This is a genomic window from Nocardia sp. 149-1B (assembly GCF_057747975.1).
In genome coordinates this window covers 1,433,665-1,457,147 of record NZ_CM173233.1, presented here as the reverse complement: position 1 = coordinate 1,457,147, position 23,483 = coordinate 1,433,665, and the positions used below count along the sequence as shown (strand labels likewise).

The window sequence follows — 23,483 nt, the reverse complement described above, 5'->3', positions numbered from 1 at the left end:
GATCAGAAGAGCGCATCCTGCTCGAGCTCGAGGAGCAGCTGCTTGCGGGGCAGGCCGCCGGCGTAGCCGGTGAGGGTGCCGTTCGCGCCGATGATGCGGTGGCACGGGATCACGATCGGGATGGGGTTGCGGCCGTTGGCCAGGCCGACGGCACGCGAGGCGGCGTTGGTCATGCCGAGGCGGTGCGCGATCTCGCCGTACGACGCGGTCTCGCCCCACGCCACGCCGAGCAGCGCCTCCCAGACGCGTTGCTGGAACGCGCTGCCGACCGGCGCCAGCGGCAGGTCGAACTCCTTGAGGTCGCGCGCGAAGTAGGCCCCCAGCTGGCGGGCCGCCTCGACCAGCAGCGGGTGGTCGTCGTCGCGGTCTCCCCGCGGCCGCCCGTCAGCGTCGCGGAACGGCGAGAACTCGATCGCGGTGATCGCGCCGTTGTGCTCGACGAGCCGGAGCTCGCCGACGGGTGAGTCGATCACGGTCCACATCTTCAGTTCTCCTTCACGAGGGTCTGCCAGAGGTACAGCTGGGCATAGGAGCGCCAGGGCGACCAGCCCGTGGCCAGCTCCGCGGCTCGCGACGGGTCCTGGCCGAGACCGGCCAGTGCGTCGCGGATGCCGATGTCGGTCGGCAGGAACACGTCCGGGTGCCCGAGCGCCCGGAGTGCGATGTAGTCGGCGGTCCACGGCCCGATGCCGGGGATCGCGAGCAGCGCCCGGCGTACGTCGTCGCGGTCGGGGCCCCGGTCGAGAGCGAGCTCTCCGCTCGCGAGTGCCTCGCACAGCGCGATCAGCGCGCGTCCACGCGCCCGCGGCATCGGGAGGTCCTCGGGTGAGAGCCCCGCGATCGTGGCGGCATCGGGGAAGAGGTGGGTCAGCTCGCCGTCGGGATGGGCCACCGGGCGACCGTGCCGCTCCACGAGCCGGGCGGCCACGGTGCGAGCCCCCGCGACGCTGACCTGCTGGCCGAGCACCGCACGCACCGCGATCTCGTGACCGTCGACGTGGCCAGGCACCCGCAACCCGGGCCAGGCCCGCACCAGCGGACCGATCACCGGGTCACCGGCGAACGCGTCGGCCACCGCCAGCGGGTCGCAGTCGGCGTCGAGCATCCGGCGCACCCGCTCGGAGGCCGCGGCGGTGTCGCGCAGGTCGTCGAGCGCGAACGTCGCACTCGCGAACGCGGTCTGGCCCGGCTCGACGACGTCGGGCACCTCGAGCCGGACGATGCCCGACCCGTGCGGCAGCGCGAGCGTCCGGGCATACCAACCCTCCCCCGCGGCCTCGACGCCCGGGACGGCGCGGGTCGCGAGGAACCCGAGCAGCGCGGAGCCGGGGTACGGCGTGCGCAGCGCCAGCCGCATCGTGACCGTGCCGGTCGTCGCGCCCCGGCCACCACGACGGCCGCGCAGGTCGGTCGGTGACGCGGCGTAGACCTCGCGGATCGTGTCGTTGAACTGGCGCACGCTGGAGAACCCCGACGCGAACGCCACGTCGGCGTAGGTCAGCTCGGTCGTCTCGATCAGCACCCGCGCGGTCTGCGCCCGCTTGGCCCGGGCCAGCGCCAGGGGGCCGGCGCCCAGCTCGGCGGTGAGGATGCGGGTGAGGTGCCGGGGGGTGTAGCCGACCCGGCGGGCCAGCCCGTCGACGCCCTCACGGTCCACGACGCCGTCGGCGATCAGTCGCATCGCGCGACCGGCGGCAGTCGCCGCGACGTCCCAGTCCGGGCTGCCGGGCGTCGCGTCGGGGAGGCAGCGCTTGCAGGCGCGGAAGCCGGCAGCCTGGGCCGAAGCGGCGCTCGGGTGGAACGTGACGTTGTGGAACGCCGGGGTGCGCGCCGGGCACGACGGCCGGCAGTAGATGCCCGTGGTGCTGACCGCGGTGTAGAAGACGCCGTCGAAGCGCCGGTCGCGCGACTTCACGGCGCGGTAGCAGGACTCGCGGTCGAGCCGCGCGTCGTGCTTCTCGGTGCTGGTCATGCGCCCATCCTGACCCAGAGCACCGACATCCTCTGGCGGGAATCGGACACGGCCGTCACACTAGTCCGGGCCGCCGGTTCCGGGGTCCCCGTACTCTGAAGACCCCACGGCTCTCGGCCGTCCCCGGAAGGATCCCGACGTGCCCGACCACTCTCGTCACCATCGACGCACCGCGCTGCGGGTGATCGTAGTGGCCGAGCTCGTGATCGCCCTGCTTACGGGCGCGACGGTCGTCTTCGCCTACAACCGCATCGACTCCGGGATCACCGCGGGCGCGCCCATCGACCACGAGGTGAAGCGCCCGAAGCCGGTGCTGGACACCTCCGAGCTCAACATCCTGGTGATGGGCAACGACACCCGCGACTGTGCCGGCTGCGGGATCGACAAGGAGTCAGGCGAGGGCGGCTCGGACACCACGATCCTCATCCACATCGCGGATGGCCGGAAGTCGGCCTACGGCATCTCGATCGCGCGCGACATCCTCGTCGACCGTCCCGACTGCACCGAGGGGTCGACGACCGTGCCCGGAGCGCAGGACGCCGAGTGGAACGACGCGTTCGCACTCGGGGGCCCGGAGTGCACCGTGGAGCAGGTCGAGGCCGTGACCGGGATCTACATCGACTCCTACATCACCGTGAACTTCGGCGGCTTCAAGGGCATGGTCGACGCCGTGCACGGGGTGGAGGTCTGCATCCCCGAGCCGATCGACGACTCGGTGGCGCACATCCACTTCGACGCCGGCACGCAGACGCTCGACGGCGACCGCGCGCTGCAGTACGTGCGTGAGCGCCACTCGACCGCCAACTCCGACCTCGGCCGGATGAAGCGCCAGCAGGCGTTCATCGCCTCGATGATCGGCAAGGTGAAGTCGGCCGGCACGCTGACCCGTCCCGAGCGGCTCTACAACTTCGCCCGGGCGCTGACGGGGTCGATCGAGACGAGCCCCGACCTGGCGAGCGCCGGCAAGCTCGTCAAGCTCGCCCTGTCGGTCAACGGCGCCGACCTCCAGCACATCAAGTTCGTCACGGCACCGACGCTCGACTTCCCCGTCGGGGACCCCAACTGGGGACGGTTGCGGTTCGCACCCGAGGCCAAAGAGCTGTGGCAGCGGGTCATCGACGACGAGTCGCTCGGCAAGTTCGCCAAGGGCGCGGTCACCGGCAAGAACCCGAACGGCTCCAAGGACGACGCGGCCGCCAACGGCCTGTGCGCCTGAGCCGAACCCATCGACCAAACGACGCGAGGAGCAGGATGCACGGGCAGGTGGTGAGGACCGAGCGGCTGACCCCGGGCCTGGTGCGGGTGGTGCTCGGCGGCCCAGGACTCAACGGCTTCGAGATGCCGGACGCGACCGACGCCTACGTCAACCTCGCGATCCCGCCCGCGGGAGCGCCGTACGGCGACGTCTTCGACCCCGCGCAGGTCCGCGAGGAGCAGCCCCCTGAGCTCTGGCCGGCGCGCCGTCGCTACACGGTGCGCCACTGGGACGCGACCGCCGGCGAGCTGACCTTGGACTTCGTGGTGCACGGCGACTCAGGGGTCGCTGGCCCGTGGGCGGCCACGGCCCGCCCCGGCGACGTCCTGGTGTTCCAGGGACCTGGTGGCGGCTACCGGCCCGACCCGGGCGCCGACTGGCACCTGCTGGTCGGCGACGAGTCCGCACTCCCGGCGATCGCGGCATCGCTCGAGGTGCTGCCGAGCGGCGCTCGCGCGGTGGTGCGCCTGGTGTGCGACGGCGCCGACCACGAGATCGCGCTCCCCTCGCCGGCCTCGGTCGACCTCGTCTGGTTGCACCGGACCGGCGACACCACCGACACCGCGCTGCTGCTCGAGAGCCTGCGTGACCTCGACTTCCCCGCAGGGCGGGTGCAGGCGTTCGTGCACGGCGAGGCCGACGAGGTCCGCGGGATCCGCCGGCACCTGCTCGCGGAGCGCGGCCTGACGCGTGCGGACATGTCGTGCTCGCCGTACTGGCGGCGCGAGATGGCCGACGAGGAGTGGCGCCGCGTCAAGCGCGAGTACGTCGCGGCCATGGAGGCCGACGTCGCCTGATCCGCACCGCGGCCTAGCGCATCGACTTCCAGGTGATCAGGGCTCGTCCGCCGCCCGGCGCGAACTGGATCGAGTCCACCATCTGTCCCCTCGGGACGGTGATCAGCCACCACCCCGTCACGCAGTCACCGGGCGACAGGACCCGGTGGGAGGGATAGACCGGGGTGCGCAACGGCTGGGGTCCCGTGGCGTCCGCCGGGTAGAGCCGACCGTCGAGGCCACGGGCCCGCCAGTCGTCCCAGCCCACGACGTGGCGGCGGTGGCTGGACGGCTTCACGCAGGTGCGGACCTCCTCGCCCCAGTACTCGGGGCCGGTCCGCCTCGCCGCCCGTCGGGGATGTCCGTCGTCCTCCGGCGCGGAGCGGGTGAGCGCGAGAACCTTGACCACGAAGTCCCCGGCCCGGCGCGGTGGCGGGTTCACGTCGGAGTATGGGCGGTGGTGCTCGAGTGTGCCCGGGGTGGTCGGCGTGCTCGCGGGCGCCGAGGCCGAGCCGGTCACCGAGGGTGACGCCGCTGTGGGGGGCGCGGAGTCGCCCTCCGAGCCACCCTGGGCGCATCCGCCCAGGAACACACCGGCCGCCGCCAGCCCCACCGCGATTCTCAGACGTGCCGAGTCAGTCATCGAGCTTCCTTCCGTCGCTCCTACGACGCCCGCCGACCGGCAGGAGTTGCGACGGGCTCGACGAGGGGCAACCGGTGATCGGCAGGTGCTCAGGCGGCGGCGCGCGCGTCGTCGGGCGCCGGGTGCTCCTCGCGGCGACGGCGTACCGGCCGGGACAGGGCGTAGGCACCCATGCTCAGGCTGCCGAGCAGCATCAGGTGGATGCCCGCGGCGTCCGCGACACCCACGGACGCGAACGCTCCCGGCGCCGCGATGGCCCAGCCGCGGATCTGGCGGCTGGTCGCCGCGCCCGTCGAAGCCCAGGTCGCGAAGTGCTCGCAGTTGTTCCTGACCAGGTGGTAGCCGCCCGATCCCAGACGCGACTCGGCGTTCGCGATGATCTCCTCGACCGGGAGCCGCTCGCGGTAGATCCGGACGAGCACCTCGGACCCCGCGGCGAAGTCGGTCAGCGAGGTCCGCTCGATCTGTCGGCCGGTCCGGCGTACACCGCCGTAGTGGATCACGGTCCCGTCACCACAGTCGATGCCGTGATGGGTGTAGCGCCGTCCGCGACGGACGAAGAGATGGTCACCACGAGCCATGTGCGGGTCCTCCAGACACGGAGGCCAGCGACGGGGACGGGTCGCCGGAGGGAAGCTGGTCGAACACGAACCTGCGGAAGACCCAGAACCGCGCGGCGGCGCTGATCGCCAGCCCGACGACGTTGGCGGCGAGGTTGTCGGCCAGTGGGCTGCTCAGCCCGAGCACGTACCTGCTCACCCCCAGGCACACCACCGGGATCGCCATCGTGAGGGCGCCCAGCGCGAAGAACCTGACCAGCCCCGTGTCACCCACGCCGCGGTCCCGGAAGGCATAGACCCGCAGACCGGCGTACGCCACGAACCCGGCCAGCACGTTGACCAGGACGAAGGCCAGGATCGGCTGGTCGGCGAGCGGCTCGGCGCCGAGGAAGAGCCCGTGCACGAGCGCGTTGAACCCCACGAACGACACCACCGTCGCGAGCCCGCCCACCATCACGAAGCGGACTGCCTCCCCGAGGAGTCGGCGAGCATCGCGCTGCCACGACTCCCGCATCCTCACCAGGACAAGGCTAGCAACCGGTCGGGCCGATCCGACCGGCGGGAAGCCGGACCGTGCACGGACCAGCCTGACGAAAGACAAGAGGCTCAGGGCGGCCACCTCTGACCATCCTGAGCCTCTTGCTGTGGTACCCCGTACGGGATTCGAACCCGTGCTTCCGGCGTGAGAGGCCAGCGTCCTGGGCCGCTAGACGAACGGGGCATGGTGCTCTGCGAGCAACTCGAGAACCTTATCGGACCCGGATGCTCGCACAAAATCGCAGGCCCGCACGCGGCGGGGAACTGCGATCTCGCTGGGATACTAGGACTCGAACCTAGACTAACTGGACCAGAACCAGTCGTGCTGCCAATTACACCATATCCCACTGACCAACTGAACTTAATCGGTCCGTGTTGCGCCCTCGCGCGAGGCGGTGGGCACGGTGGAGAACACTACACGCGACCGCTCGGAGCAACCAATTCGCCCACCCCCACAGGGATGTCGGTGGTGGTCCGCAGGCCGGTACGTCGCGCCACGACGAGCACCAGGCCGAGGTAGACCACCGACTGGGTGAGCGTGACCGGGATCGACCACCAGCTCCCGCCGGAGGGGTTCAACGAGGACGCCATGTCGCCGTACGCGAGCGCCAGCCCGAAGGCGAGCCAGTTGTTGAGCACGTGCATGGCGATGCCGGCCTCGAGGCCGCCGGTGAGCACCACGAGCAGGCCCGCCACGAGGCCGAACGCGAACCGGTCGAAGAACACCGGGGCGCTCTGCGCACCGTGGGCGAGCGCGAACAACAGCGCCGGGAACAGTACGGCGGCCCAGGGCCGCCCGAAGAGCCCGCCGAACGCCTGGGTGAGGTAGCCACGGAACGCGTACTCCTCCCCCGCGGCCTGCAACGGCGTGAGCAGCACCACGACCAGCACGAAGTCGCGGGTGGTCGAGGTGAAGTCGTTGAGATGTCCGCTCAGCTCGGTGCCCTCGCCCTGTGAGGGCACCAGGGCCGACACGACGAGCGTCGCGAGCAGCGCGACCATCGCGAGTCCGAAGCAGACCAGGAACCAGCGCCAGCGCAGCCGCGGTCGCACCGAGGCGACCCAGCCGGGCCGGAGCCCGTGGAGCACCCGGGTGAGCAGCCACACCACCGGGATCGCGCAGGCCAGCACCACATTGAGGTAGGCCAGGCCCAGCGGGGTCGGGTGGTCGAGGTCGAGCAACCTGTCGATGCCGTCGATCACGTCTCGACCGGCCAGCGCGAGGCCGAGCGCGAACGGCAGCTGCACCAGCACCGGGATGACGACGAGGAACGCCACGCCCAGCGTCAGGACTCCGAGGATCGGGCGCCAGGTCCCGGACCGGCCGCCCCGGTGGACGAGTGGGTACGAGCGGCCGTCCGGCTCCACGTCAGGCAAGAGCGCTCTGCAGCCGGTGCAGCGAGCGGTCGCGACCGAGCAGCTCCATGGACTCGAACAGCGGCGGGGAGATCCGGCGGCCCGTCACGGCCACCCGCACCGGCCCGAACGCGTTGCGTGGCTTGAGACCCATCCCCTCCACGAGCGCGGCCTGCAGGGCGTCCTGGATCGCGCCGGCCGACCACTCGGTCAAGCCCTCGAGCGCTTCCAGCGAGCGGCGTACGGCGGCCTGACCGTCCTCGCCCAGGAGCTTCTCCACGTCGGCCTCGTCGCGGGTGAAGGCCTCCTCGTCGACGAACAGGAAGCCGAGCATGTCCACGGACTCGGTGAGCTTGTTGATGCGCTCGGCCACGAGCGGCATCGCCAGCTCGAGCAGCTGGGTGTCGGCCGGGTTGACCGGGTCGGAGAGCACGCCGGCGTCCTTGAGGAACGGCAGCACCCGCTCGGTGATCTCGTCGAGCGAGAGCAGCCGCATGTGCGCGGAGTTGATCGCCTCGGCCTTCTTCAGGTCGAAGCGGGCCGGGTTGGGGTTGACGTCCTTGATGTCGAACGCCCCCACCATCTCCTCGAGGTCGAACACGTCACGGTCGGCGGCGATCGCCCAGCCCAGCAGCGCGAGGTAGTTCAGCAGGCCCTCGGGGAGGAAGCCCTGGTCGCGGTAGAGGAACAGGTGCGACTCCGGGTCGCGCTTGGAGAGCTTCTTGTTGCCCTCCCCCATCACGAACGGCAGGTGGCCGAACTCCGGCATCACCTTGCCGATGCCGAGCTCGATGAGCGCCTGGTGCAAGGGGATCTGGCGCGGGGTGCTCGAGAGCAGGTCCTCGCCGCGCAGCACGTGGGTGATCTCCATGAGCGCGTCGTCGACCGGGTTGACCAGTGTGTAGAGCGGGTCGCCGTTGGCACGGCACAGCGCGAAGTCGGGCACGAACTGGGTCTCGAACGTGATGTCCCCGCGCACCAGGTCGTGCCAGGTGATCGAGCCGTCGGGCATCCGGAACCGGACGACGGGCTCGCGACCGAGTGTGCGGAACGCCGCCACCTGCTCGTCGGTGAGGTCGCGGCAGAAGCCGTCGTACCCCATCACCTTGGAGCCGGAGGCCTTGCGGCGCGCGTCGACCTCCTCGGTGGTGCAGAAGCAGTCGTAGGTGTACGACGACTCCTCGAGCTTCGCGAGCACGTCGCGGTAGATGTCGCCGCGCTCGGACTGGAGGTAGGGCCCGTGCGGGCCGCCGACCTCGGGCCCCTCGTCCCAGTCGAGGCCGAGCCAGCGCATCGCGCCCAGCATTGCGTCGTAGGACTCCTGGGTGCTGCGCTCGCGGTCGGTGTCCTCGATGCGGAACACGAACGTCCCCTGGTGGTGGCGCGCGAACGCCCAGTTGTAGAGCGCCGTGCGCGCGAAGCCGACGTGCGGCGAGCCCGTCGGGGACGGGCAGAAGCGGACGCGGACCGCCCGGGAGGTCAGGGGGGTGCTCATCGCTGTGCCACCTTGTTCGTGAGGGTGCCGAGGCCGGCGATCGAGATCTCGACCTCGTCACCGACGTTCATGGGTCCGACACCCTCGGGGGTGCCGGTGAGGATCACGTCGCCGGGCAGCAACGTCATCACGCTGGAGACGTACGCGACCAGCGCCGGGATGTCGAAGACCAGGTCCGCGGTGGACCCGTCCTGCATGAGCTCGCCGTTGAGGTGGGTCTGCAGACGCCGGCCCTCGGCGAAGTCGTGCGGGTCCAGGTCGGTCTCGATCCACGGTCCGAGCGGGCAGAACGAGTCGAAGCCCTTGGCCCGGGTGAACTGGCCGTCGCGCTTCTGCAGGTCGCGAGCGGTCACGTCGTTGGCGATCGTGTAGCCGTGGATGACGTCTGTCGCCTGCTCGGGAGGTACGTCGCGGCAGATCCGGCCGATCACGACCGCGAGCTCGCCCTCGTAGTGGAGGTTCTGCGTCTGCGGCGGGTAGAAGATCGGGTCACCCGGGCCGACCACGCTGGTGTTCGGCTTGAGGAACATCAACGGCTCGGTCGGGACGTCGTTGCCCATCTCGGCCGCGTGGGCGGCGTAGTTGCGGCCGATCCCGACGACCTTGCTGCGCGGCAACACCGGCGCGAGCAGGCGCACGTCCTCGAGCCGGTGCTCCTGGTCGAGCAGCTTGATCCCGACGTACAGCGGGTCGCCGGCCAGCGCCACGACCACGCTGTCCGGGTCCGGCTGTCCGAACTCGTCCAGCTCGCCCGTGACCACGCCGTAGAGCGGGTCCTCGCCTGTGGTGAACCTTGCGATGCGCATTACCGGGGTCCCCGCGAAATCGTGGACGGAGGAGCGTAGCGGGGGAGGCCGCGATTTCGGGGGGTGGTCACCTGGCGAGCCTACCGAGCGCCCGGGGTCCCTCAGCCGCCGGTGAGGTGCAGCGTCGACACGAGCTGGGCCTTGATCTGTGCCGCGGTCCACGGGAACCGCACCCACCGCTCCTGGGAGAACAGCTTCGTCTGGTCGTCCGACCAGGGCGAGGCCGGGTCCTCGTACTGGCTGTAGGTGAGGATCGTGCGCGCCACCAGGTCCTTCTGGCCGCGGAACGCGATCGCCTGGATGTACGACGAGCCGCGGGTGACCGGGTCCAGGACGGGGTCGCCCAGCGTGCTGCTCACGGCGTTCGCGTCGCCGGACAGGTCGCCGAGGCCACCGCCGAGGGGCCAGCCGGCGGACCCGCGGTCGCCCGAGCGGTGGAGCTCGCCGTACGTCTTGTCCAGGCCGGGGTCCTTGTCGGTCACCCGCGTGATCGCGTCCTTCATGGCGTCGACGACGGGTTGCGCGGTCGACAGGCCGCGCGGCGTCGTGAGCGGCTGGTCGGCGTCGAACGGGACCGTCCAGAGGGCCAGCTTGCGCGCACCGGCGATCGCGACGAACTCCTCGAAGATCGCCGCGCCCGCCGACGACGTCGCGTCCGAGTGGCCGTCCCAGTCGTGCAGGACCTGGCACGCCGCGGTCAGGCCGGTGGCGGCGCAGACCTGGTCGAGCCGGCCGCCCGCGCGCGCCACCTCGGCGGCGTACACCCGGTTGGCGTGCTCGTGGGAGGCCAGCGTCGCCGGCGTCTCCTTGCCCACCTTCAGCCGGTCGCGCACGTAGGACATCACGACCTTGGTGCGCATGGTGCGCTCGCAGTCCTCGCAGCCGATGATGCGCGGGTAGCCGGTCAGGCGGACGTGGTCGTTGGGCGTCCAGTAGGAGTCGTTGGCGTTCATCACCCAGTCGCGGCGCACCACCTCGGGCAGGTGCGAGGGGCCGAGGATGCCCGGACGCTCGGCGTCCTTGTCGGTCCCCCACGCGCACGAGGTGCTCGCGCGGGTGCCGTCGAGCCCGGGCAGGCCGGACGCGGAGAAGATCAGGCCACCGGCGGAGGTCATGCAGCGGGAGGCCATGTCGTTCGTGACGTTCGGGGTGACCGCGTGGTCGGCGTACAGGACGTCGCCACTGCGGTCGGCGGCGATCGTGTTGACCCAGGGCATGCCTCCGCCCCGGTCCTGGCGGCGCAGCAGGTCACGCACCGAGTGCGCCATGTCCATCGAGAGGAACGTGTCGAACGTGCGCAGGTGCTCGGCGTTGGCGTCGCGGAACGCCCAGAAGCTGTCCTTGGTCCAGCCCATGAACAGGCTCGGCGCGTTCAGCACGTAGCCCTCGGGGGTGCGCCACAGGGTGCGGGTCACGGTGTCGACACCGCTGTCGGTGGCGACCTGGACCTCGACGTCGCGGCGTTCGAGCTGGGCGACCTGGCCACCGGCGGTGTGATAGCTGGTCGGGGTGCCGGCGGTCGTGTACTGGTACGGCGTGAACCGGTAGCCGGTCGACACGGTGTGGCTCCAGGCGACGTCCTTGTTGAACCCGATGTTGACGGCCGGGAACCCGGTCAGCGCCCCGCCGGCGACGTCCATCTTGCCGGGCACGGTCAGGTGCATCTGGGTGAAGCGGTAGCGACCCAGCCACGGGAAGTGCGGATTGCCGAGGATCATCCCGCGGCGCGTCGAGGTGTCGTCGCCGCCGACCGCGGTGGCGTTCGACCCGAACTCGTGGTCCGGCGCGAGTGCCTCACGCAGCGCGGCGCGGGTCGGCCTCGGGGCGGGCTTGGCGCCGGCGGCCGGAGGAGCGGCGCTGGTGATCTGGGGCAGCAGCCGGCTCGTGGAGGAGATCAGCTGGGCGAGGTAGAAGGCGTACCAGACGTCGGTGGTGGTGACATCGGGCTTGATCCACGCCGCGTCCGCGCACGCGGGGTCGGTGATCGGGTGGTGCCGCAGCCAGTCGTTGATGCCGGCGGTCTCGGCGACGACCATCGCCTTCGCCCGGGCGCTGGGGCCGGCCACCGGGTCGGTGAGGAGCTTCTCGACGACGCCCCGGTCGTGCAGGTCGGTGACGAGCGTGTCCCACTCGAGGTTGGTGGCGGAGCCACCGACGTTGTCCTGGTAGGTCGCGTCCGGGCCGTAGTACAGCGATCGCTGCCCGCGCGCGGTGAGCAGCGTGTCCATCAGGTTGCACGTCGCCTCGGCGGTGGTGATCCACCCCGCGCCGTACGCCACGCCCGCGAACGTGGTCGAGCGGATGTGCGGGATGCCGTGGTCGGTGATCTGGATCGTGACGTCGTACGCCGAGGTCCGGGCCGGCGGCGGCGCGGCCGCGTCGGCCGTGGTGACGACCGAGCTGACGACAGCCGTCGCCGGGGTCAGCAGGAGCAGGGACGCGAGGGCGACGACCACGCGGGGCGTGTGACGTGGGCCATACCGAAGTTGCACCCACGCAACCTAATGGTCACCTGCGGTTCCTGCGGGGTAATCGCCTCCCGAAACCCCGAAGAACTCCTCGAGCGTGCTGACGCCCGTCCGGTGCAGCTCGGCGGCCAGGGCGCGCCCCACGAACCGCAGGTGCCAGGGCTCGGGCGAGTAGCCGGTGATCGCGGTGGTGCCCGGCTGGTAGCGCACGATGAACCCGTAGTGCCACGACTCGCTCGCCAGCCACCGGCCCCCCGGGGTGTCGGCGAAGCACGCGTCGAAGTCGCACGAGGGGTCCGCCGGTGTCACGAGGTCGACCGCCAGCCCGGTCTGGTGCTCGCTGTAGCCGGCGCGGGCGGAGACCCGATCGGCCTCGGCGTCCCCGCGGCTGGCCGCCAGGTCCGCGTGCACGCCGAGCTGGTAGTCGTAGGAACGGAACGCACTGGCGATCTTGAAGCCCAGCCCCTCGGCGTCGGCGGTGGCGAGCAGCTGCTCCAGCGGTGCCGCAGCAGTGGTCGCCACCTGGTAGCCGCGCACGATCGAGACCTGCGGGCGGAAGTCGGTCGGGTCGATCGGGTGGGTCTTGTTCACGATCACCCAGATGCTGCTGGGGTCCGTGGTCGAGTGGGCATCGCGGACGAACTCCTGCCCCGGACCGGCCCGATGCCGTGGCGCCGCGGCACTCGTGGCGGTCGGTCCGACCGGTGGCACGGCCGCCCCGTCCGACAGGCTCTGCAGCAGCACACCGCCACCGAGGGCGACCACGGTCGAGACGGCGAGGACGGCGATCACGTTTCTTCCCACGCTCCGTTGACCGGTGCCGCCGATCGCCAGGTTGCACGGAGCCTCGTGCAACCGTTGTCGACGCCGCATCCGTCAGGTCAGTGAGAGGAGGTTCGCTTGCAGCCCACAGATCGCAACACCCGACGTGCCGACGAGTTCGTCGCCTTCACCCGCGACCACCGCCGCGACCTCATGCGGACCGCGACGCTGCTGTGTGCCGGTGACGACGCCCACGCCGAGGACCTGGTGCAGACCACGCTGACGCGTCTCTACCTGTCCTGGGGGCGGGTGCGCCGGGCCGACAGCCCGTTGGCCTACGCGCGCCGCAGCCTGACCCACGTGTTCATCGACGAGACCCGGCGCGCCCACCGGCGCCGCGAGACCACGATGGCCGACCCGTCCGGCGAGCTCACCGCCGAGCCCGCCGCACCCGGCGCCGACCCGGACCTCAGGGCTCTCGTCCTGGCCGCCCTGACCACGCTCGGGCCGCGCCAGCGAGCCGTCGTGGTGCTGCGGCACTGGCACGACCTCGACGTCACCGAGACCGCCCGGGTCCTCGGCTGCTCCCCCGGGACCGTGAAGTCCCAGAACGCACGAGCCCTCGCCCACCTGCGCGCCGTCCTGGGCGCCGCAGACCACCTGTTGCTGGAGGTATCCCCATGAGCCCGACCCACGACATCAAGCAGGCACTCGGAATGGTCGCCGAGACCGACCGCCCGGCGCCGACACTCGCCGAGGACCTGGCGCGCGCCCAGGGCGCGGCCCGTTCCCGCAACCGCCGGCGGTTCCGCGCCGGCCTCGCCGGCCTCGCGGTCACCACCGTGCTCGGCGTCGGCGTCGCGACCGTGCTGAACGACACCGACCAGCACACGACCCAGGTGTCGCCCGGTGGCGTGCAGCTCGTCGCGAAGCAGTTCGACGCCACGCCGTACACCTTCGACCTCACCCCGCGCGGCTGGTCGGTGCAGGGCCAGCGGCCGCAGACGGTCACCATCGCCCCCGACGACGGGTCGACCTCGGACAACCCCGACGACTTCGTGGGCAAGCTCGTGATCATGTTCGACGCCAACGAGCCCGACGGGCGCGAGGTCAACCGCGACGGCCGTGACTTCTGGGTCTACGACTCCGGTGAGGGCTACACGACGATGGCGACGCGCAGCCGGGCAGGCGAGCCCGCGGGCGTCGTGCGGATCCAGTACCCCGACGACGCCGGCTGGGACGAGGCATCGATGCTCGCGTTCCTGGGGAGCGTGCACGTCGGCGACTCCGCCGAGCTCGGCGTGGGCTGAACGACCTACCCTGATGCGGTGCAGGTGCAGGTGTTGGAGCGGGCTGAGTGGGCTGCGCGCGCCGCGGCCCACGAGGCCCGGGTCGACGCGTTCGTCGCACCGCACCTCGCCCGGCGCCGCGACCGGGTCAAGCACCCGGTGCACGACTTCCTGTTCACCTACTACGCCCAGCGCCCCGCGCAGCTGCGGCGCTGGCACCCGGGGTACGGCGTCCGGCTCGAGGACGCGCCGGAGTACGCCGGGCTCAAGGGGTACGCCGACGGCTCGGTCACCGCGGACCACGTCACGGCGCAGCGGCCGCTGATCGAGTCGCTGCGCCGGCTGCTCGGCGCGACCGCCGAACGGCCGGCGAACTTCGGCTGCTTCGGCATGCACGAGTGGGCGATGGTCTACCGGCTCTCCGAGGACGAGACCCGGCACTCCGCCTGGCCGCTCCGGCTCGGGGCCGCCGGCACGGACACGGTCGTCGAGACGCACCGCATCGCCTGCTCGCACTTCGACGCCTACCGGTTCTTCACCCCGGCGGCGGCCCCGCTGAACACCCTGAGCCCCACGTCGGCCGACCGTCCGGCGTACGAGCAGCCGGCCTGCCTGCACGCCGGCATGGACCTCTACAAGCACGCGTTCCGGCTGACCCCGATGATCAGCTCCGACCTCGTCGCGGACGCCTTCGAGCTGGCGCGGGACATCCGGGTCCTCGACATGCGGGCGGCGCCGTACGACCTCTCGGGCCTGGAGGACGGCGCGTTCGAGCCGGTCCGGGTCGAGACCCCCGCCGGCAAGGCGGAGTACGTCGAGGCGCAGCGCAGCTTCGCCGAGCGCGGTGCACCGCTGCGGGCCCGGCTGGTCGCGGAGTGCGAGCGCCTCCTCGCCGTCAGTTGAGCCTCAGATCTTCTTGGGCACGTTGCCGGTCAGGCCGAACATCCAGCGCATCGCCTTGTGACCTCCGTCGGCGGTGGCGCCGAACATGCACGGGCAGCCGCCGGGGATCACGGTCACGCCGTGCTCGCGGCCGTACGCCGCGGCCTTCTCCGAGACGCTCCCCTTGCCCGGGCCGCGGTGCATCCAGACCCGGGTGATGCCGAGGTCGACGCACTCGTGCATGGTCGCCTCGGCGGTCTCCGGACGGGTGCCGATCACGACCGCCTCGACGCCGCCTGGCACGGACTTGAGGTCCGGGTAGCACACGTCGCCCTCGGCACGCTCGGCGTTGGGGTTGATCGCCACGACGTCGTACCCGCGCTCGCGCAGGCGCTGGTAGACCGCGTTCGCGCCATGACCCTTCGCGGCGTGGGACACGCCGGTGACGGCGATCCGCTTGTGCGACAGGAACTCCTCTGCCGCCTCCTTCATCGGAATCACGAGACACCTCCGGACCGGGCGAGCGGGGCACTCGCCCACTGGCTTCCGATGCTGGTCGGCAGGAGCAGGCATGGCCAGAGGACAACGTCCCAGGTGACCTTAGGCCCTGCAAAGACCAAAGTGGCGGGCGTAGCGTCGCAGACATGGGAGCTCCCGAACCGCAGTGCCTGCTCCGCCCCGGTGACGCGTGCCGCCTGTGCCAGCCGGGGGCGCACGGACCCGAGGACTGCCAGCTCGTCGGGCTCGTGATGGACGACCCCGAGCTGCGGGCCCAGCTCGCCGAGATCCGCCGCGAGATGCTCGTCGGCTGAGCCGCGCGGTACCCGAGGCATCCTGGTCGGCACCTCAGGAGGATGGCTCACGACGGTGAGCCGACGAGGCTCGATGCATGACCACGCTGCAAGCCCCGGGCCTGTCCACTCCTGCCGCCACCACCGCCGTCGCTGCGGCCTCCCCGTGGCCCCGAGCGGCGGCTGCAGTGCCGATCGCGATCGGCTCCGGCGTCGTGCTCGGCGTCGGGGACCTGTGGTGGAACATCGATGCCCCCGGCCCGTGGGCCACCGTCGCGAACTCCAGCGCGGGGTGGGCGATCGCCGCCTTCGCGCTCGGCGCGTTCCTGACACTCGCGCTGCGCACCGGAGCCGTCGTCGCGGCCGCGGCCGGCGTCGCCATGCTCGCGGTCGCCGTCGAGGCCTACTACATCGCGGGCGTGGCCTGGCTCGGTGACGACCCGAGCATCGTCACCTCGCCCGTCGCGCACTACTGGCTGGTGCTCGCGGTCCTTGTCGGGTCGTCCCTGGGGGCGGCCGGTGCGTGGTCCGCGGGACCGTCCGCCCTCCTGGCCGTCGTGGGCACCGCCGTGGGTGCCGCGCTCCTGCTCGGCGACGCACTCCAGCTCTCCCAGCTGTCGTACGGCGAGGTGCCGCCCGAGGCCCGCATCCTCGGCGTCCTCGGCCTCCTCGTGCTCGTCGCGTCGCTGCGACGGCCGCTGGTCGCGATCGCGGCCGCCGTCCTGTCCGCTCCTCTCGCGGTCGCTGCCGCCGCCTGCTTCGTGGCGTCGGGCGTCTGGATGTGACGGGTCAGCTCGGCCGCCGCACACCGCTGTCCGCGACGAGTCCGAAGAGGGCACCGTCGGGATCGACGAGCGCGTCGAGCACATCCGGCGCGACCGTGGCGCCGAGCTCGATGGCGTGTCGCGTGGCACGAGCGACGTCGGCGACGTGGAAGCTCACGATCCAGGGCGACGGATACCGGCCGGGCACAGCGGCGGACGCTCGCTCGGCCGGTTGCCAGCCGAAGACCCGCGTCAGGAACTCGACGTGGAGGTCGGCGCACGAGGAGTGCAGCTCGGCGGTTGCCAAGGTGCCGTGCTCGCCGGACCGCACGGTCCCCGCGTGACCCAGAGGCTGCCACAGCGACAGCGGGGCGCCTGCCGGATCGCGCAGCACGGCCGCGACGCCCGCGTCGCCTGCCTGCGCTGGTGGCACAAGCACGGTCGCGCCCGCGGCCACTGCCGCCGTGGCGGCCGCGTCGATGTCCGGCGTGTGGAGGTAGACGCTCCAGTACGGCGCGCCGGGATCCTCGGCGGGGCCGAGCGCGGCGACGAGCTCGTCGTCGAGCCCGGCAAGGCGATAGCCGTCGCTGTCGGGCGGTCGCACCGTCCAGCCGAGCAGCGAGGCGTAGAACGCAGCGCTGCGTTCGACGTGGGGCGTGCCGAGGTCGACCCAGCAAGGATCGCCCTCGGCGAACCCAGCGGGAGAGTGGGGCTCGCCCGGTGGCATCGCCTCACTCCGCCGCGTCGTGGTGGCGCGCGGTCTCGTCGGTCGCGGCCTCGATGGTCGCGGCCATCAGCTGGTCACCGGTCCATGCGCGGCCCCCGATCCCCCATGCCCCGTCGAGGGCGTTGAGGATGTTCACCCAGACGTCGTCCGGCGAGTGCCCCGGCTCTGACAGCTCCAGGACGATGTCGGTGGCGGCCGCGATGAAGGAGGCGCGCGCCTCGAGCGTGGGCAGGCCGATGTTCGGCAGCTTGAGCTCGACCATGACGATCGGCCGGTTGACGCCGCCCCCATAGATGTCCGCCGGGTCCAGGACGTGCACGGTCCCACCGACCAATGGCGTGAAGAACGGGTTGCCGGTCGCACCGCTCTCGTCGATCAGGGCTGCAGTCAGACGAGGAAGGACCTCCCGTTGACCCATCGGCGTGAGGACCCCCCTCGGGGCGGTGACAGTGATGGGCATGGGAGGCTCCTTCGCTCGCACTAGGACGGTCGTACTAGTGCCGGGCTCACCATGGAATAGGATGAGCGTCCTAGTCAAGAGGGGAGCCACGAGAGATGAACCCTGCAGCCGACACACGCTCCCGGATGGTCACGGCCGCCATCGAGGCGCTCCAACGTCGTGGGGTGGCGGGCATGTCGTTCAGCGAGGTGCTCGCCTCGAGCTCGGCAGCCCGCGGCGCGATCTACCACCACTTCCCGGGTGGCAAGGCGGAGCTGGTGACCGAGGCCGCCACCGTCAACGGGCAGCAGGCGCGCGACGCCTTCGCGGCGTTGCCCGCGGAGAGCCCAGCCGGCGTCGTGCGCGCGTTCCTCTCAGCGGTGCGTCCCGTGGTCGCCGCGAGTGCCGCCGGCGGCGGTTGCGCCGTAGCCGCGGTCACGGTCGACACCGACCCGCACACCGATGCGCTCCGCGCGGTCGCGGCAACGGCGTTCGACTCCTGGACGGCCGCGATCGCCGGCCGGCTCGTCGAGTCGGGCATGGCCCGCAGGAGAGCCAAGGACCTCGCGACGACGCTCGTCGTCCTCTTGGAGGGGGCCCACATCCTCTGCCGGGCCGCCCAGTCCCTGGAGCCGTTCGAACGCACCGCACGCACGGCCCTCCGGCTGGTCGCCTAGTTTGAGCGGGTGTTTCCTGGTCACTCCGTGCTGCAGGTGCCGGTGCCGCAACTGGAGGGCTTCGTGCGGGCGCGCACGATCCACTACGACCGGAGCTACCTGTCGGCGGACTCGGCGTATGTGCACGCGCACGTGACCGCCCTCGGACCGTTCGCCCCCGAGCTCACCGACGACCTCCAGCGGCGGGTGGCGGCGATCGCGGCGGAGACCCCGGCGTTCGACTTCGTACTCGGACAGATCGCGACGTTCCAGGACGGGATCATCCACCTCGTGCCCGAGCCCGACGAGCCGTTCCGCAAGCTCACGGCCCGGCTCAGCGCGGAGTTCCCCGAGCACCCGCCGTACGAAGGCCGGTACGGCGACGTCGCACCGCACCTCACCCTCGACCTGCGATCCGCTGACGTCACCGAGGCCTCGACAAGCGCGCTGCTCGAGGGCGTCCTGCCCGCTCGCTGCCGAGCGACCCGGCTCGACCTCGCGTGGTACGAGCCGAGAGCGACGGGACTGCGTCTGTCGTGGCCCTTGGGTCCCTGAGCACCAGCACGCCGCCGGGCCGTGCGACGGGAGCCCAACCGGCGTGGCAAGGCTCGATGCTCGACATGGTCGTTTAGGGCGCGGCGTGCGGGCGATCCGCGGTACGTTGCGCGGTGCCGGTTCGCGGCCCATGCCCTCACAGGAGATCCCATGCCCCACGACCCGAGCCAGTCGAGCATCGCCCGGCCCTTCACCCGTCAATCCACCGTGCTCGAGCTGGCGACGACACTGCCCGGGCGCGCGTTCAAGGCGATGATCGTGCGCCAGCTCCCTCCGGTCGCCACCGAGAAGGAGCGTCAGGAGCTGGAGGACCTCACCGTCGGTCTTCCGATGGAGACCTTGGTCGAGCTGTCCGAGGGCAAGCTCACCTGGGGGATCGCCGACTCCGTCATCGATCTGGCGAATCGCAGGCCACACCGTCTGATCCCTCGTGTCGCCGGCGCGGGCGCCGGCGCCGTGAAGAAGGCCACGCGCGCAGTTCGCCGCTGACGGCGCGCACGATCGCAGGTCACCACCTCGAACGGCGGCGCGCCTTCCGCTGCGCTCGTGCCGCGATCAGCAGAGAGGACCATGCCGGGAGCCAGCCTCAGGTCAGCCGACGAGTGCCCAGTGGCCTTCCCAGAGTTGTTGGTAGGCGCCGCGGCGCAGTCCGAGGACGGGTGGGGCGGTGGAGGGGTAGGTGTGTCCGGTCGGGGTGGTGGTCTCGACGGTGTGCCCGGGGCCGGGGCCGGGGCTGGGTCTGGCTCGCCAGCCGACCGCCTGTTTGGCGTGGTTGCAGGCCTCGCAGAGACCTTGGGCGTCCTCGGAGTCGGTGGTCCCGGTCAGGGCGTGGTCGGTGACGTGGTCACCGTGGCGGATCGGGGCCCCGCACCAGGGGGTGCGGCACCACTGGTCGCGGTAGCGGATGTAGCGGGCGAGGTTGTCGCGCAGCAGCCGCTGGCGGGAGTCCATCGCGACCAGTTCACCGGTGGCCGGGCTGGTGAACAACCGGCGCAACCACACCCGGGTCTCCGCATCCCCCGCGGCGAGCACCAGGTCACGCGCCAAGCCGGCCGGGATGGGGCCGTGGTCGAGGATCGCGGCGTCGTCATGCGCGCCGGCCAGCAGCGCCCGATCGGTCATCACCAGGCCGATCGACACCGGCACCACGGGCTGCCCCGACTCATCGACGGAGCCGGTGACCCGGGCGACCAGGGTGTCGGCCATGACCTGGCCCCGTGACCGCGGGTCACCGGTCGCGACCCCGGTGTCGGCCTCGGCCTTCAACGACGCGTAGCAGGCCACGGCCTGGGCGACCGGGAGCAGCACGGTCAGGTAGGCCATCGTGTCCGGCGCCGGCCGCACGGTGACACACCGCTCGGCCTCCGCGCGACGACGCCGCTCGGCCACCGACGCGGGGTCGAGGCGGGCAGCGAGCTTGCGCAGCTCGGCCAGCACGACCCGGTCGGAGTAGCCCTCCAAGGCCTCCGGGTCCCCCGCGATGGCCCGGTCCACGCTCCGGCGGTCCTCCAGCGACAGGCACGCGGTCTCCCGGGCGATGATCATCACTCGCCATTCGGTGATCCGGCCCGCCGCGAACGCCGCACGGGTGCAGGGCAGCTCACGGTCGAGCACCGTGGCCAACGCCAGGTGCTGACGCCCTCGGTGCGGCGACTCCCGCCGCGCCAACGCCACCTGCTCCGCGATCCCCCGCCCCTGCCGCGCCGCCGGCTCACCATGCTCGGCCGCCCGCGCCCGCTGGGAGGCGTCCAGCGCAGCGGCCAACCGGGCCTGCCGCGCCTCGGCCGCGCACTTGAGGACCTCGAGCTCACGGATCTGGTCGATCTTCTCGGCGTCGTCTTCGGTCACCTCGGCGCACACGAGCCCCGCGACCAACCCCGCAACGGCGGCGTCCGGAGCACCCGAGAGATCGAACATGTGTTTGATTCTATGTCCGGAGGTTTCCGGAGTCAATGCTGCAGGTCGGTTGTGGACAGAGGTTTCGAGGCGAGCCTCGCTCGCACCTCAGCACGATGGGGGTGAGCACCGTTAGCGTGAGGCCATGCGCCTCGGACGCCTCGCCGCAACCCTTCTCGCTCTCGCGATGGTCGTCACGCTGGCCGGTTCGGCCGGCGCCCGCGACCCGCGCTGGGTCTTCTACACCAAGGACAAGACCTACTACACGTCCCCGTGGTTCGGCGGCGCCCACCGGATCATGGTGCCGTTCGGCTGCACGAGCGCGCCCTACTACTCCCCCGACCCGCGCTGCCGCGACGGCCACGGCTTCCACCACGGCCTCGACATCGCGATGCCGTGCGGCACCCCGCTGTACGCCGCGGTCCGGCTGCGGGTGATGCCGCACGAGGCCCTCGGCCCGGCGTACGGCGACAACCCGGTGCTGCTGCGCAACCGCAAGCGCGGGTTCGACCTCGTCATCGGCCACACCCGCAAGGTCTACGTCGAGCCCGGCGACATGGTGGCCAAGGGCACGATGTTCGCGCGCGCCAACGACCGGGGCGCCCCCGACGGCTGCCACCTGCACTTCGAGAAGCGCGCCGTCGGCGGCGGTCTCTCCACCGCGGTCAAGCCACGCGAGCTGCTCGCGTTGACTCCACGAGTGGAGCCGCAGTGACCGACGACCGCGTGCTCGGAGCGTTCCTCACCGACGACGGCCGGCTGCACACGATCCCGTCCAGGCGCGCCAAGCTGCTGGTCGTGCTCGACCACCTCGCCCAGACCTTCGAGCCCGGCGAGCGCTACCCCGAGACCGAGGTCAACGAGATCCTGCAGCGCTTCCACCCCGACCACGCCGCCCTGCGTCGCTACCTGGTGGAGAACCTCTTCCTCACCCGCGAGGACGGCGTCTACTGGCGCAGCGGCGGGACGGTGGCGGTGTGAGCGAGCAGCACCTGCGCGACCTCGACTGGTACGGCGAGGACCTCGGCGCGGTGTCGTACACCGACGTCACGTTCACCGAGGTCGACCTGACCGAGGTCGTCACAAAGGGCGCGACGTTCGAGCGCTGCACGTTCCACAACTGCCGCTTCAACTCCTCCACCCACGTGACGACGGCGTTCGTGGCGTGCGACTTCCGGCGCACCAGCTTCTTCGACGCGATGCTCGACGGCTGCAAGCTCACCGGCTCGACGTTCTCCGAGTGCACGATGCGACCGCTGGCTGTGCGCGGCGGCCAGTGGTTCGGGGTCAGCCTGCGCGGCACCAACCTGGCCGGTCTCGACCTCGCCGACCTCGACCTGCGCGAGGCGGACCTGTCCATGTGCGACCTCACCGGCAGCTCCCTGCGCGGCGCCCGGCTGGCAGGGGTGACCCTGCGCGAGACCAACCTCGCGAGTGCCGACCTGCGCGGCGCCGACCTCAGCGGCGTCGACCTGACCGTCGCCCGCCTCAAGGACACCCGGCTCGACCTCGCCGGGGCCGTCCAGCTCGCGGAGCTGCACGGCGCGATCGTGGAGCCCTAGCTAGCCGACGCGCTGGCGCAGCCGGATCCCGTCGAGCACGAGCCCGAGGCCGACGCCGAAGTCCGAGGACTCGCGCGGCTGGTCGTCGATCGCGCCCGCCGACCCCGCCTGCAGGTGGGTCTGCTCGTCGACCACGTGGCCGAACACGAAGTGCAGCAGCGTGCGCGCGGCCGTCGGCACCAGGTCGGGGTCGAGTCCTCCGTCGGTCAGGGACGCGACCAGCTCGTCGTACGGACCGGTGGCGCCGAGCCCGAAGGAGTACGCCGTGGCCACCAGCTCGGCGCCGTCGCGGTAGGCCAGCATCGCGTCGCGCAGCTCACCGCACACGGTGGCGACCCGGTCGTCCCAGGCGGCGAGGCGGGCCCCGTGCGCACCGCGGGCGAGGATCTCGTCGGCCACCGCGGCCAACAGGAGCTGCTTGTTGGCGAAGTGGTGGTAGAGCGCGCTGGGCTGGACCCCGAGCTCGGAGCCGAGCCGCCGCATGGTCAGGTCGGCCAGTCCGTAGGCGTCCAGCACCCCGACCGCCCGGTCGACCACATCCGCGCGGTGGTAGCGCATGTCACACCTCTCCTGGTCCACTGGGGGCCGATGGTCCGTTGACCGGCCCGCAGGCTGCAGCCTAACCTGAACGCCGTTCACCTGACCACCGTTCAGGTACGTGACCGAAGGATCAGAGCATGACCATGGCCGAGACCGCCGACAACCCGACACTCGACGAGGCTCCCGCGCGCCGCCGCTCCTCGACCACCGACATCGCGCTGATCGCGGCCTTCGCCGCGCTCATCTCGGCCTGCGCCTACATCGGCGGCATCCCCGTCGGCGGCGGCCAGGTCGCGATCACCCTGCAGACCTTCGGCGTGATGCTCGCCGGTGCCTTGCTCGGCCCCTGGCGCGGATTCCTCGCCGTGAGCCTCTACCTCGGCCTCGGCGCGGCCGGACTGCCGGTGTTCTCCGACCACAGCTCGGGCCTGGGCAGCTTCAGCAGCATCAGCGCGGGCTACCTCTGGTCGTTCCCGGTCGCCGCACTGCTGACCGGGTTCCTGGTGCAGTACGTCGCCCGGTCCTACCGGACCATCGCACTCTGGGTGTTCCTGTGCGCGGTGCCCGGGATGGTCGTCAACCACCTCGCCGGCGTCTACGGCATGAAGGTCTTCTCCGACATCTCCTGGCAGACGGCCTTCACCTGGGATGCGCCGTTCTGGCTCGGCGACGTGGTGAAGATCCTCGTCGTCGCACTCGTGGCCGCCGAGGTGCACAAGGCGTTCCCACAGCTGCTGAAGCGCAGCTGACGG

The 23,483-nt window shown here is 71.5% G+C and carries 29 protein-coding genes and 2 tRNA genes; 14 read left to right on the top strand and 17 right to left on the bottom strand.

Annotated features, from left to right (window positions below):
- Window positions 1-2 precede the first annotated feature (2 nt).
- Window positions 3-482 carry a methylated-DNA--[protein]-cysteine S-methyltransferase gene (locus AC3ANS_RS06945; protein WP_488295434.1) on the bottom strand — a complete coding sequence of 160 codons (480 nt, stop codon included), beginning with the start codon at window positions 480-482 and terminating at the stop codon, window positions 3-5.
- 2 nt (window positions 483-484) lie between these two features.
- The gene (locus AC3ANS_RS06940; RefSeq protein WP_488295433.1) at window positions 485-1,972 is read right to left on the bottom strand and encodes an AlkA N-terminal domain-containing protein; all 1,488 of its coding nucleotides are present in this window, start codon (window positions 1,970-1,972) and stop codon (window positions 485-487) included.
- Window positions 1,973-2,111: 139 nt separating this feature from the next.
- On the opposite strand from AC3ANS_RS06940, the gene AC3ANS_RS06935 reads away from it, so the two are divergent.
- The gene (locus AC3ANS_RS06935; protein ID WP_488295432.1) at window positions 2,112-3,188 is read left to right on the top strand and encodes an LCP family protein; all 1,077 of its coding nucleotides are present in this window, start codon (window positions 2,112-2,114) and stop codon (window positions 3,186-3,188) included.
- Between the two features lie 35 nt (window positions 3,189-3,223).
- Window positions 3,224-4,024, top strand: coding sequence for a siderophore-interacting protein (locus AC3ANS_RS06930; RefSeq protein WP_488295431.1), 801 nt, complete (start codon window positions 3,224-3,226; stop codon window positions 4,022-4,024).
- Between the two features lie 13 nt (window positions 4,025-4,037).
- On the opposite strand, the gene AC3ANS_RS06925 is transcribed toward AC3ANS_RS06930, so the two are convergent.
- The 10 genes from AC3ANS_RS06925 to AC3ANS_RS06880 all read right to left on the bottom strand — a co-directional run bounded on the left by AC3ANS_RS06925 (window position 4,038) and on the right by AC3ANS_RS06880 (window position 12,660).
- Window positions 4,038-4,646, bottom strand: coding sequence for a hypothetical protein (locus tag AC3ANS_RS06925; protein ID WP_488295430.1), 609 nt, complete (start codon window positions 4,644-4,646; stop codon window positions 4,038-4,040).
- Between the two features lie 89 nt (window positions 4,647-4,735).
- Complete coding sequence (locus AC3ANS_RS06920; RefSeq protein ID WP_488295429.1) at window positions 4,736-5,227, bottom strand: lecithin retinol acyltransferase family protein; 492 nt, start codon at window positions 5,225-5,227, stop codon at window positions 4,736-4,738.
- Window positions 5,214-5,720, bottom strand: coding sequence for a GtrA family protein (locus AC3ANS_RS06915; protein ID WP_488296443.1), 507 nt, complete (start codon window positions 5,718-5,720; stop codon window positions 5,214-5,216). The genes AC3ANS_RS06920 and AC3ANS_RS06915 overlap by 14 nt, the downstream gene beginning before the upstream one ends.
- A gap of 131 nt (window positions 5,721-5,851) precedes the next feature.
- Window positions 5,852-5,927, bottom strand: a tRNA-Glu gene (locus AC3ANS_RS06910).
- A 91-nt stretch (window positions 5,928-6,018) separates the two neighbouring features.
- A tRNA-Gln gene (locus AC3ANS_RS06905) sits at window positions 6,019-6,090 on the bottom strand.
- Window positions 6,091-6,157: 67 nt separating this feature from the next.
- Window positions 6,158-7,111 carry a CPBP family intramembrane glutamic endopeptidase gene (locus AC3ANS_RS06900; RefSeq protein ID WP_488296442.1) on the bottom strand — a complete coding sequence of 318 codons (954 nt, stop codon included), beginning with the start codon at window positions 7,109-7,111 and terminating at the stop codon, window positions 6,158-6,160.
- Between the two features lies 1 nt (window position 7,112).
- Complete coding sequence (gltX, locus tag AC3ANS_RS06895; protein WP_488295428.1) at window positions 7,113-8,594, bottom strand: glutamate--tRNA ligase; 1,482 nt, start codon at window positions 8,592-8,594, stop codon at window positions 7,113-7,115.
- On the bottom strand, window positions 8,591-9,400 hold the full coding sequence (locus AC3ANS_RS06890; protein ID WP_488295427.1) for a fumarylacetoacetate hydrolase family protein: 810 nt from the start codon (window positions 9,398-9,400) through the stop codon (window positions 8,591-8,593). Before AC3ANS_RS06890 ends, gltX begins: the two co-directional genes overlap by 4 nt.
- Window positions 9,401-9,501: 101 nt before the next feature.
- Window positions 9,502-11,892, bottom strand: coding sequence for a penicillin acylase family protein (locus AC3ANS_RS06885; protein WP_488295426.1), 2,391 nt, complete (start codon window positions 11,890-11,892; stop codon window positions 9,502-9,504).
- A gap of 9 nt (window positions 11,893-11,901) precedes the next feature.
- On the bottom strand, window positions 11,902-12,660 hold the full coding sequence (locus AC3ANS_RS06880) for a M15 family metallopeptidase (RefSeq protein ID WP_488295425.1): 759 nt from the start codon (window positions 12,658-12,660) through the stop codon (window positions 11,902-11,904).
- A 108-nt stretch (window positions 12,661-12,768) separates the two neighbouring features.
- Here AC3ANS_RS06880 and AC3ANS_RS06875 point away from each other — a divergent pair, with 108 nt between their 5' ends.
- From AC3ANS_RS06875 to AC3ANS_RS06865, 3 genes are read left to right on the top strand one after another with little or no spacing between them, the layout of a single operon-like run.
- Window positions 12,769-13,314 (top strand): SigE family RNA polymerase sigma factor, encoded by a 546-nt coding sequence (locus AC3ANS_RS06875; protein ID WP_488295424.1) that lies wholly within the window; start codon window positions 12,769-12,771, stop codon window positions 13,312-13,314.
- Entirely contained in the window at window positions 13,311-13,940 is a 630-nt protein-coding gene (locus tag AC3ANS_RS06870) for a hypothetical protein (RefSeq protein WP_488295423.1), read from the top strand. Before AC3ANS_RS06875 ends, AC3ANS_RS06870 begins: the two co-directional genes overlap by 4 nt.
- A gap of 18 nt (window positions 13,941-13,958) precedes the next feature.
- Window positions 13,959-14,822: a 3-methyladenine DNA glycosylase gene (locus AC3ANS_RS06865; protein WP_488295422.1), complete on the top strand. Its 864-nt coding sequence runs from the start codon at window positions 13,959-13,961 to the stop codon at window positions 14,820-14,822.
- 3 nt (window positions 14,823-14,825) lie between these two features.
- Here the strand turns inward: AC3ANS_RS06865 and AC3ANS_RS06860 are convergent, their stop codons facing one another.
- Window positions 14,826-15,293, bottom strand: a complete 468-nt coding sequence (locus tag AC3ANS_RS06860) for a CoA-binding protein (RefSeq protein ID WP_488295421.1) — start codon at window positions 15,291-15,293, stop codon at window positions 14,826-14,828.
- 152 nt (window positions 15,294-15,445) lie between these two features.
- Here AC3ANS_RS06860 and AC3ANS_RS06855 point away from each other — a divergent pair, with 152 nt between their 5' ends.
- Window positions 15,446-15,613 (top strand): DUF6767 domain-containing protein, encoded by a 168-nt coding sequence (locus tag AC3ANS_RS06855; RefSeq protein WP_488295420.1) that lies wholly within the window; start codon window positions 15,446-15,448, stop codon window positions 15,611-15,613.
- 77 nt (window positions 15,614-15,690) lie between these two features.
- The gene (locus tag AC3ANS_RS06850) at window positions 15,691-16,377 is read left to right on the top strand and encodes a DUF6518 family protein (RefSeq protein ID WP_488295419.1); all 687 of its coding nucleotides are present in this window, start codon (window positions 15,691-15,693) and stop codon (window positions 16,375-16,377) included.
- Between the two features lie 4 nt (window positions 16,378-16,381).
- Here the strand turns inward: AC3ANS_RS06850 and AC3ANS_RS06845 are convergent, their stop codons facing one another.
- A complete protein-coding gene (locus AC3ANS_RS06845; protein ID WP_488295418.1) occupies window positions 16,382-17,083 on the bottom strand; it encodes a VOC family protein in 702 nt (233 codons plus the stop codon).
- Between the two features lie 4 nt (window positions 17,084-17,087).
- Window positions 17,088-17,543: a hypothetical protein gene (locus AC3ANS_RS06840; RefSeq protein WP_488295417.1), complete on the bottom strand. Its 456-nt coding sequence runs from the start codon at window positions 17,541-17,543 to the stop codon at window positions 17,088-17,090.
- Window positions 17,544-17,638: 95 nt separating this feature from the next.
- On the opposite strand from AC3ANS_RS06840, the gene AC3ANS_RS06835 reads away from it, so the two are divergent.
- From AC3ANS_RS06835 to AC3ANS_RS06825, 3 genes are all read left to right on the top strand, one after another.
- Window positions 17,639-18,199 (top strand): TetR/AcrR family transcriptional regulator, encoded by a 561-nt coding sequence (locus AC3ANS_RS06835; RefSeq protein WP_488295416.1) that lies wholly within the window; start codon window positions 17,639-17,641, stop codon window positions 18,197-18,199.
- A gap of 9 nt (window positions 18,200-18,208) precedes the next feature.
- Window positions 18,209-18,733, top strand: a complete 525-nt coding sequence (locus tag AC3ANS_RS06830) for a 2'-5' RNA ligase family protein (RefSeq protein ID WP_488295415.1) — start codon at window positions 18,209-18,211, stop codon at window positions 18,731-18,733.
- Between the two features lie 150 nt (window positions 18,734-18,883).
- The gene (locus AC3ANS_RS06825) at window positions 18,884-19,222 is read left to right on the top strand and encodes a hypothetical protein (RefSeq protein WP_488295414.1); all 339 of its coding nucleotides are present in this window, start codon (window positions 18,884-18,886) and stop codon (window positions 19,220-19,222) included.
- A gap of 102 nt (window positions 19,223-19,324) precedes the next feature.
- Here AC3ANS_RS06825 and AC3ANS_RS06820 read toward each other — a convergent pair whose 3' ends face one another.
- On the bottom strand, window positions 19,325-20,650 hold the full coding sequence (locus tag AC3ANS_RS06820) for an HNH endonuclease (RefSeq protein ID WP_488295413.1): 1,326 nt from the start codon (window positions 20,648-20,650) through the stop codon (window positions 19,325-19,327).
- 124 nt (window positions 20,651-20,774) lie between these two features.
- Between AC3ANS_RS06820 and AC3ANS_RS06815 the strand changes: the two genes are divergently transcribed.
- Genes AC3ANS_RS06815 through AC3ANS_RS06805 form a run of 3 tightly spaced genes read left to right on the top strand, consistent with a single transcriptional unit; the run spans window position 20,775 to window position 22,191 of the window.
- Window positions 20,775-21,344 carry a M23 family metallopeptidase gene (locus AC3ANS_RS06815; protein WP_488295412.1) on the top strand — a complete coding sequence of 190 codons (570 nt, stop codon included), beginning with the start codon at window positions 20,775-20,777 and terminating at the stop codon, window positions 21,342-21,344.
- Window positions 21,341-21,610: a DUF2087 domain-containing protein gene (locus AC3ANS_RS06810; protein WP_488295411.1), complete on the top strand. Its 270-nt coding sequence runs from the start codon at window positions 21,341-21,343 to the stop codon at window positions 21,608-21,610. The genes AC3ANS_RS06815 and AC3ANS_RS06810 overlap by 4 nt, the downstream gene beginning before the upstream one ends.
- A complete protein-coding gene (locus tag AC3ANS_RS06805; protein ID WP_488295410.1) occupies window positions 21,607-22,191 on the top strand; it encodes a pentapeptide repeat-containing protein in 585 nt (194 codons plus the stop codon). Before AC3ANS_RS06810 ends, AC3ANS_RS06805 begins: the two co-directional genes overlap by 4 nt.
- Here the strand turns inward: AC3ANS_RS06805 and AC3ANS_RS06800 are convergent, their stop codons facing one another.
- Entirely contained in the window at window positions 22,192-22,749 is a 558-nt protein-coding gene (locus tag AC3ANS_RS06800; RefSeq protein ID WP_488295409.1) for a TetR/AcrR family transcriptional regulator C-terminal domain-containing protein, read from the bottom strand. It lies immediately after the preceding gene.
- A gap of 119 nt (window positions 22,750-22,868) precedes the next feature.
- On the opposite strand from AC3ANS_RS06800, the gene AC3ANS_RS06795 reads away from it, so the two are divergent.
- Window positions 22,869-23,480, top strand: coding sequence for a biotin transporter BioY (locus tag AC3ANS_RS06795; RefSeq protein WP_488295408.1), 612 nt, complete (start codon window positions 22,869-22,871; stop codon window positions 23,478-23,480).
- Window positions 23,481-23,483 lie beyond the last annotated feature (3 nt).

Bases quoted from the DNA above. Each gene is read 5' to 3' on its own strand.
- AC3ANS_RS06855 (WP_488295420.1), top strand. From the start codon at position 15,446: ATGGGAGCTCCCGAACCGCAGTGCCTGCTCCGCCCCGGTGACGCGTGC.
- AC3ANS_RS06860 (WP_488295421.1), bottom strand. From the start codon at position 15,293: ATGAAGGAGGCGGCAGAGGAGTTCCTGTCGCACAAGCGGATCGCCGTC.
- AC3ANS_RS06820 (WP_488295413.1), bottom strand. From the start codon at position 20,650: ATGTTCGATCTCTCGGGTGCTCCGGACGCCGCCGTTGCGGGGTTGGTC.
- AC3ANS_RS06940 (WP_488295433.1), bottom strand. From the start codon at position 1,972: ATGACCAGCACCGAGAAGCACGACGCGCGGCTCGACCGCGAGTCCTGC.
- AC3ANS_RS06850 (WP_488295419.1), top strand. From the start codon at position 15,691: ATGACCACGCTGCAAGCCCCGGGCCTGTCCACTCCTGCCGCCACCACC.
- AC3ANS_RS06890 (WP_488295427.1), bottom strand. From the start codon at position 9,400: ATGCGCATCGCAAGGTTCACCACAGGCGAGGACCCGCTCTACGGCGTG.
- AC3ANS_RS06920 (WP_488295429.1), bottom strand. From the start codon at position 5,227: ATGGCTCGTGGTGACCATCTCTTCGTCCGTCGCGGACGGCGCTACACC.
- AC3ANS_RS06870 (WP_488295423.1), top strand. From the start codon at position 13,311: ATGAGCCCGACCCACGACATCAAGCAGGCACTCGGAATGGTCGCCGAG.
- AC3ANS_RS06930 (WP_488295431.1), top strand. From the start codon at position 3,224: ATGCACGGGCAGGTGGTGAGGACCGAGCGGCTGACCCCGGGCCTGGTG.
- AC3ANS_RS06800 (WP_488295409.1), bottom strand. From the start codon at position 22,749: ATGCGCTACCACCGCGCGGATGTGGTCGACCGGGCGGTCGGGGTGCTG.
- AC3ANS_RS06845 (WP_488295418.1), bottom strand. From the start codon at position 17,083: ATGCCACCGGGCGAGCCCCACTCTCCCGCTGGGTTCGCCGAGGGCGAT.
- AC3ANS_RS06945 (WP_488295434.1), bottom strand. From the start codon at position 482: ATGTGGACCGTGATCGACTCACCCGTCGGCGAGCTCCGGCTCGTCGAG.
- AC3ANS_RS06840 (WP_488295417.1), bottom strand. From the start codon at position 17,543: ATGCCCATCACTGTCACCGCCCCGAGGGGGGTCCTCACGCCGATGGGT.
- AC3ANS_RS06925 (WP_488295430.1), bottom strand. From the start codon at position 4,646: ATGACTGACTCGGCACGTCTGAGAATCGCGGTGGGGCTGGCGGCGGCC.
- AC3ANS_RS06825 (WP_488295414.1), top strand. From the start codon at position 18,884: ATGCCCCACGACCCGAGCCAGTCGAGCATCGCCCGGCCCTTCACCCGT.
- gltX (WP_488295428.1), bottom strand. From the start codon at position 8,594: ATGAGCACCCCCCTGACCTCCCGGGCGGTCCGCGTCCGCTTCTGCCCG.
- AC3ANS_RS06835 (WP_488295416.1), top strand. From the start codon at position 17,639: ATGAACCCTGCAGCCGACACACGCTCCCGGATGGTCACGGCCGCCATC.
- AC3ANS_RS06815 (WP_488295412.1), top strand. From the start codon at position 20,775: ATGCGCCTCGGACGCCTCGCCGCAACCCTTCTCGCTCTCGCGATGGTC.
- AC3ANS_RS06915 (WP_488296443.1), bottom strand. From the start codon at position 5,720: ATGCGGGAGTCGTGGCAGCGCGATGCTCGCCGACTCCTCGGGGAGGCA.
- AC3ANS_RS06795 (WP_488295408.1), top strand. From the start codon at position 22,869: ATGACCATGGCCGAGACCGCCGACAACCCGACACTCGACGAGGCTCCC.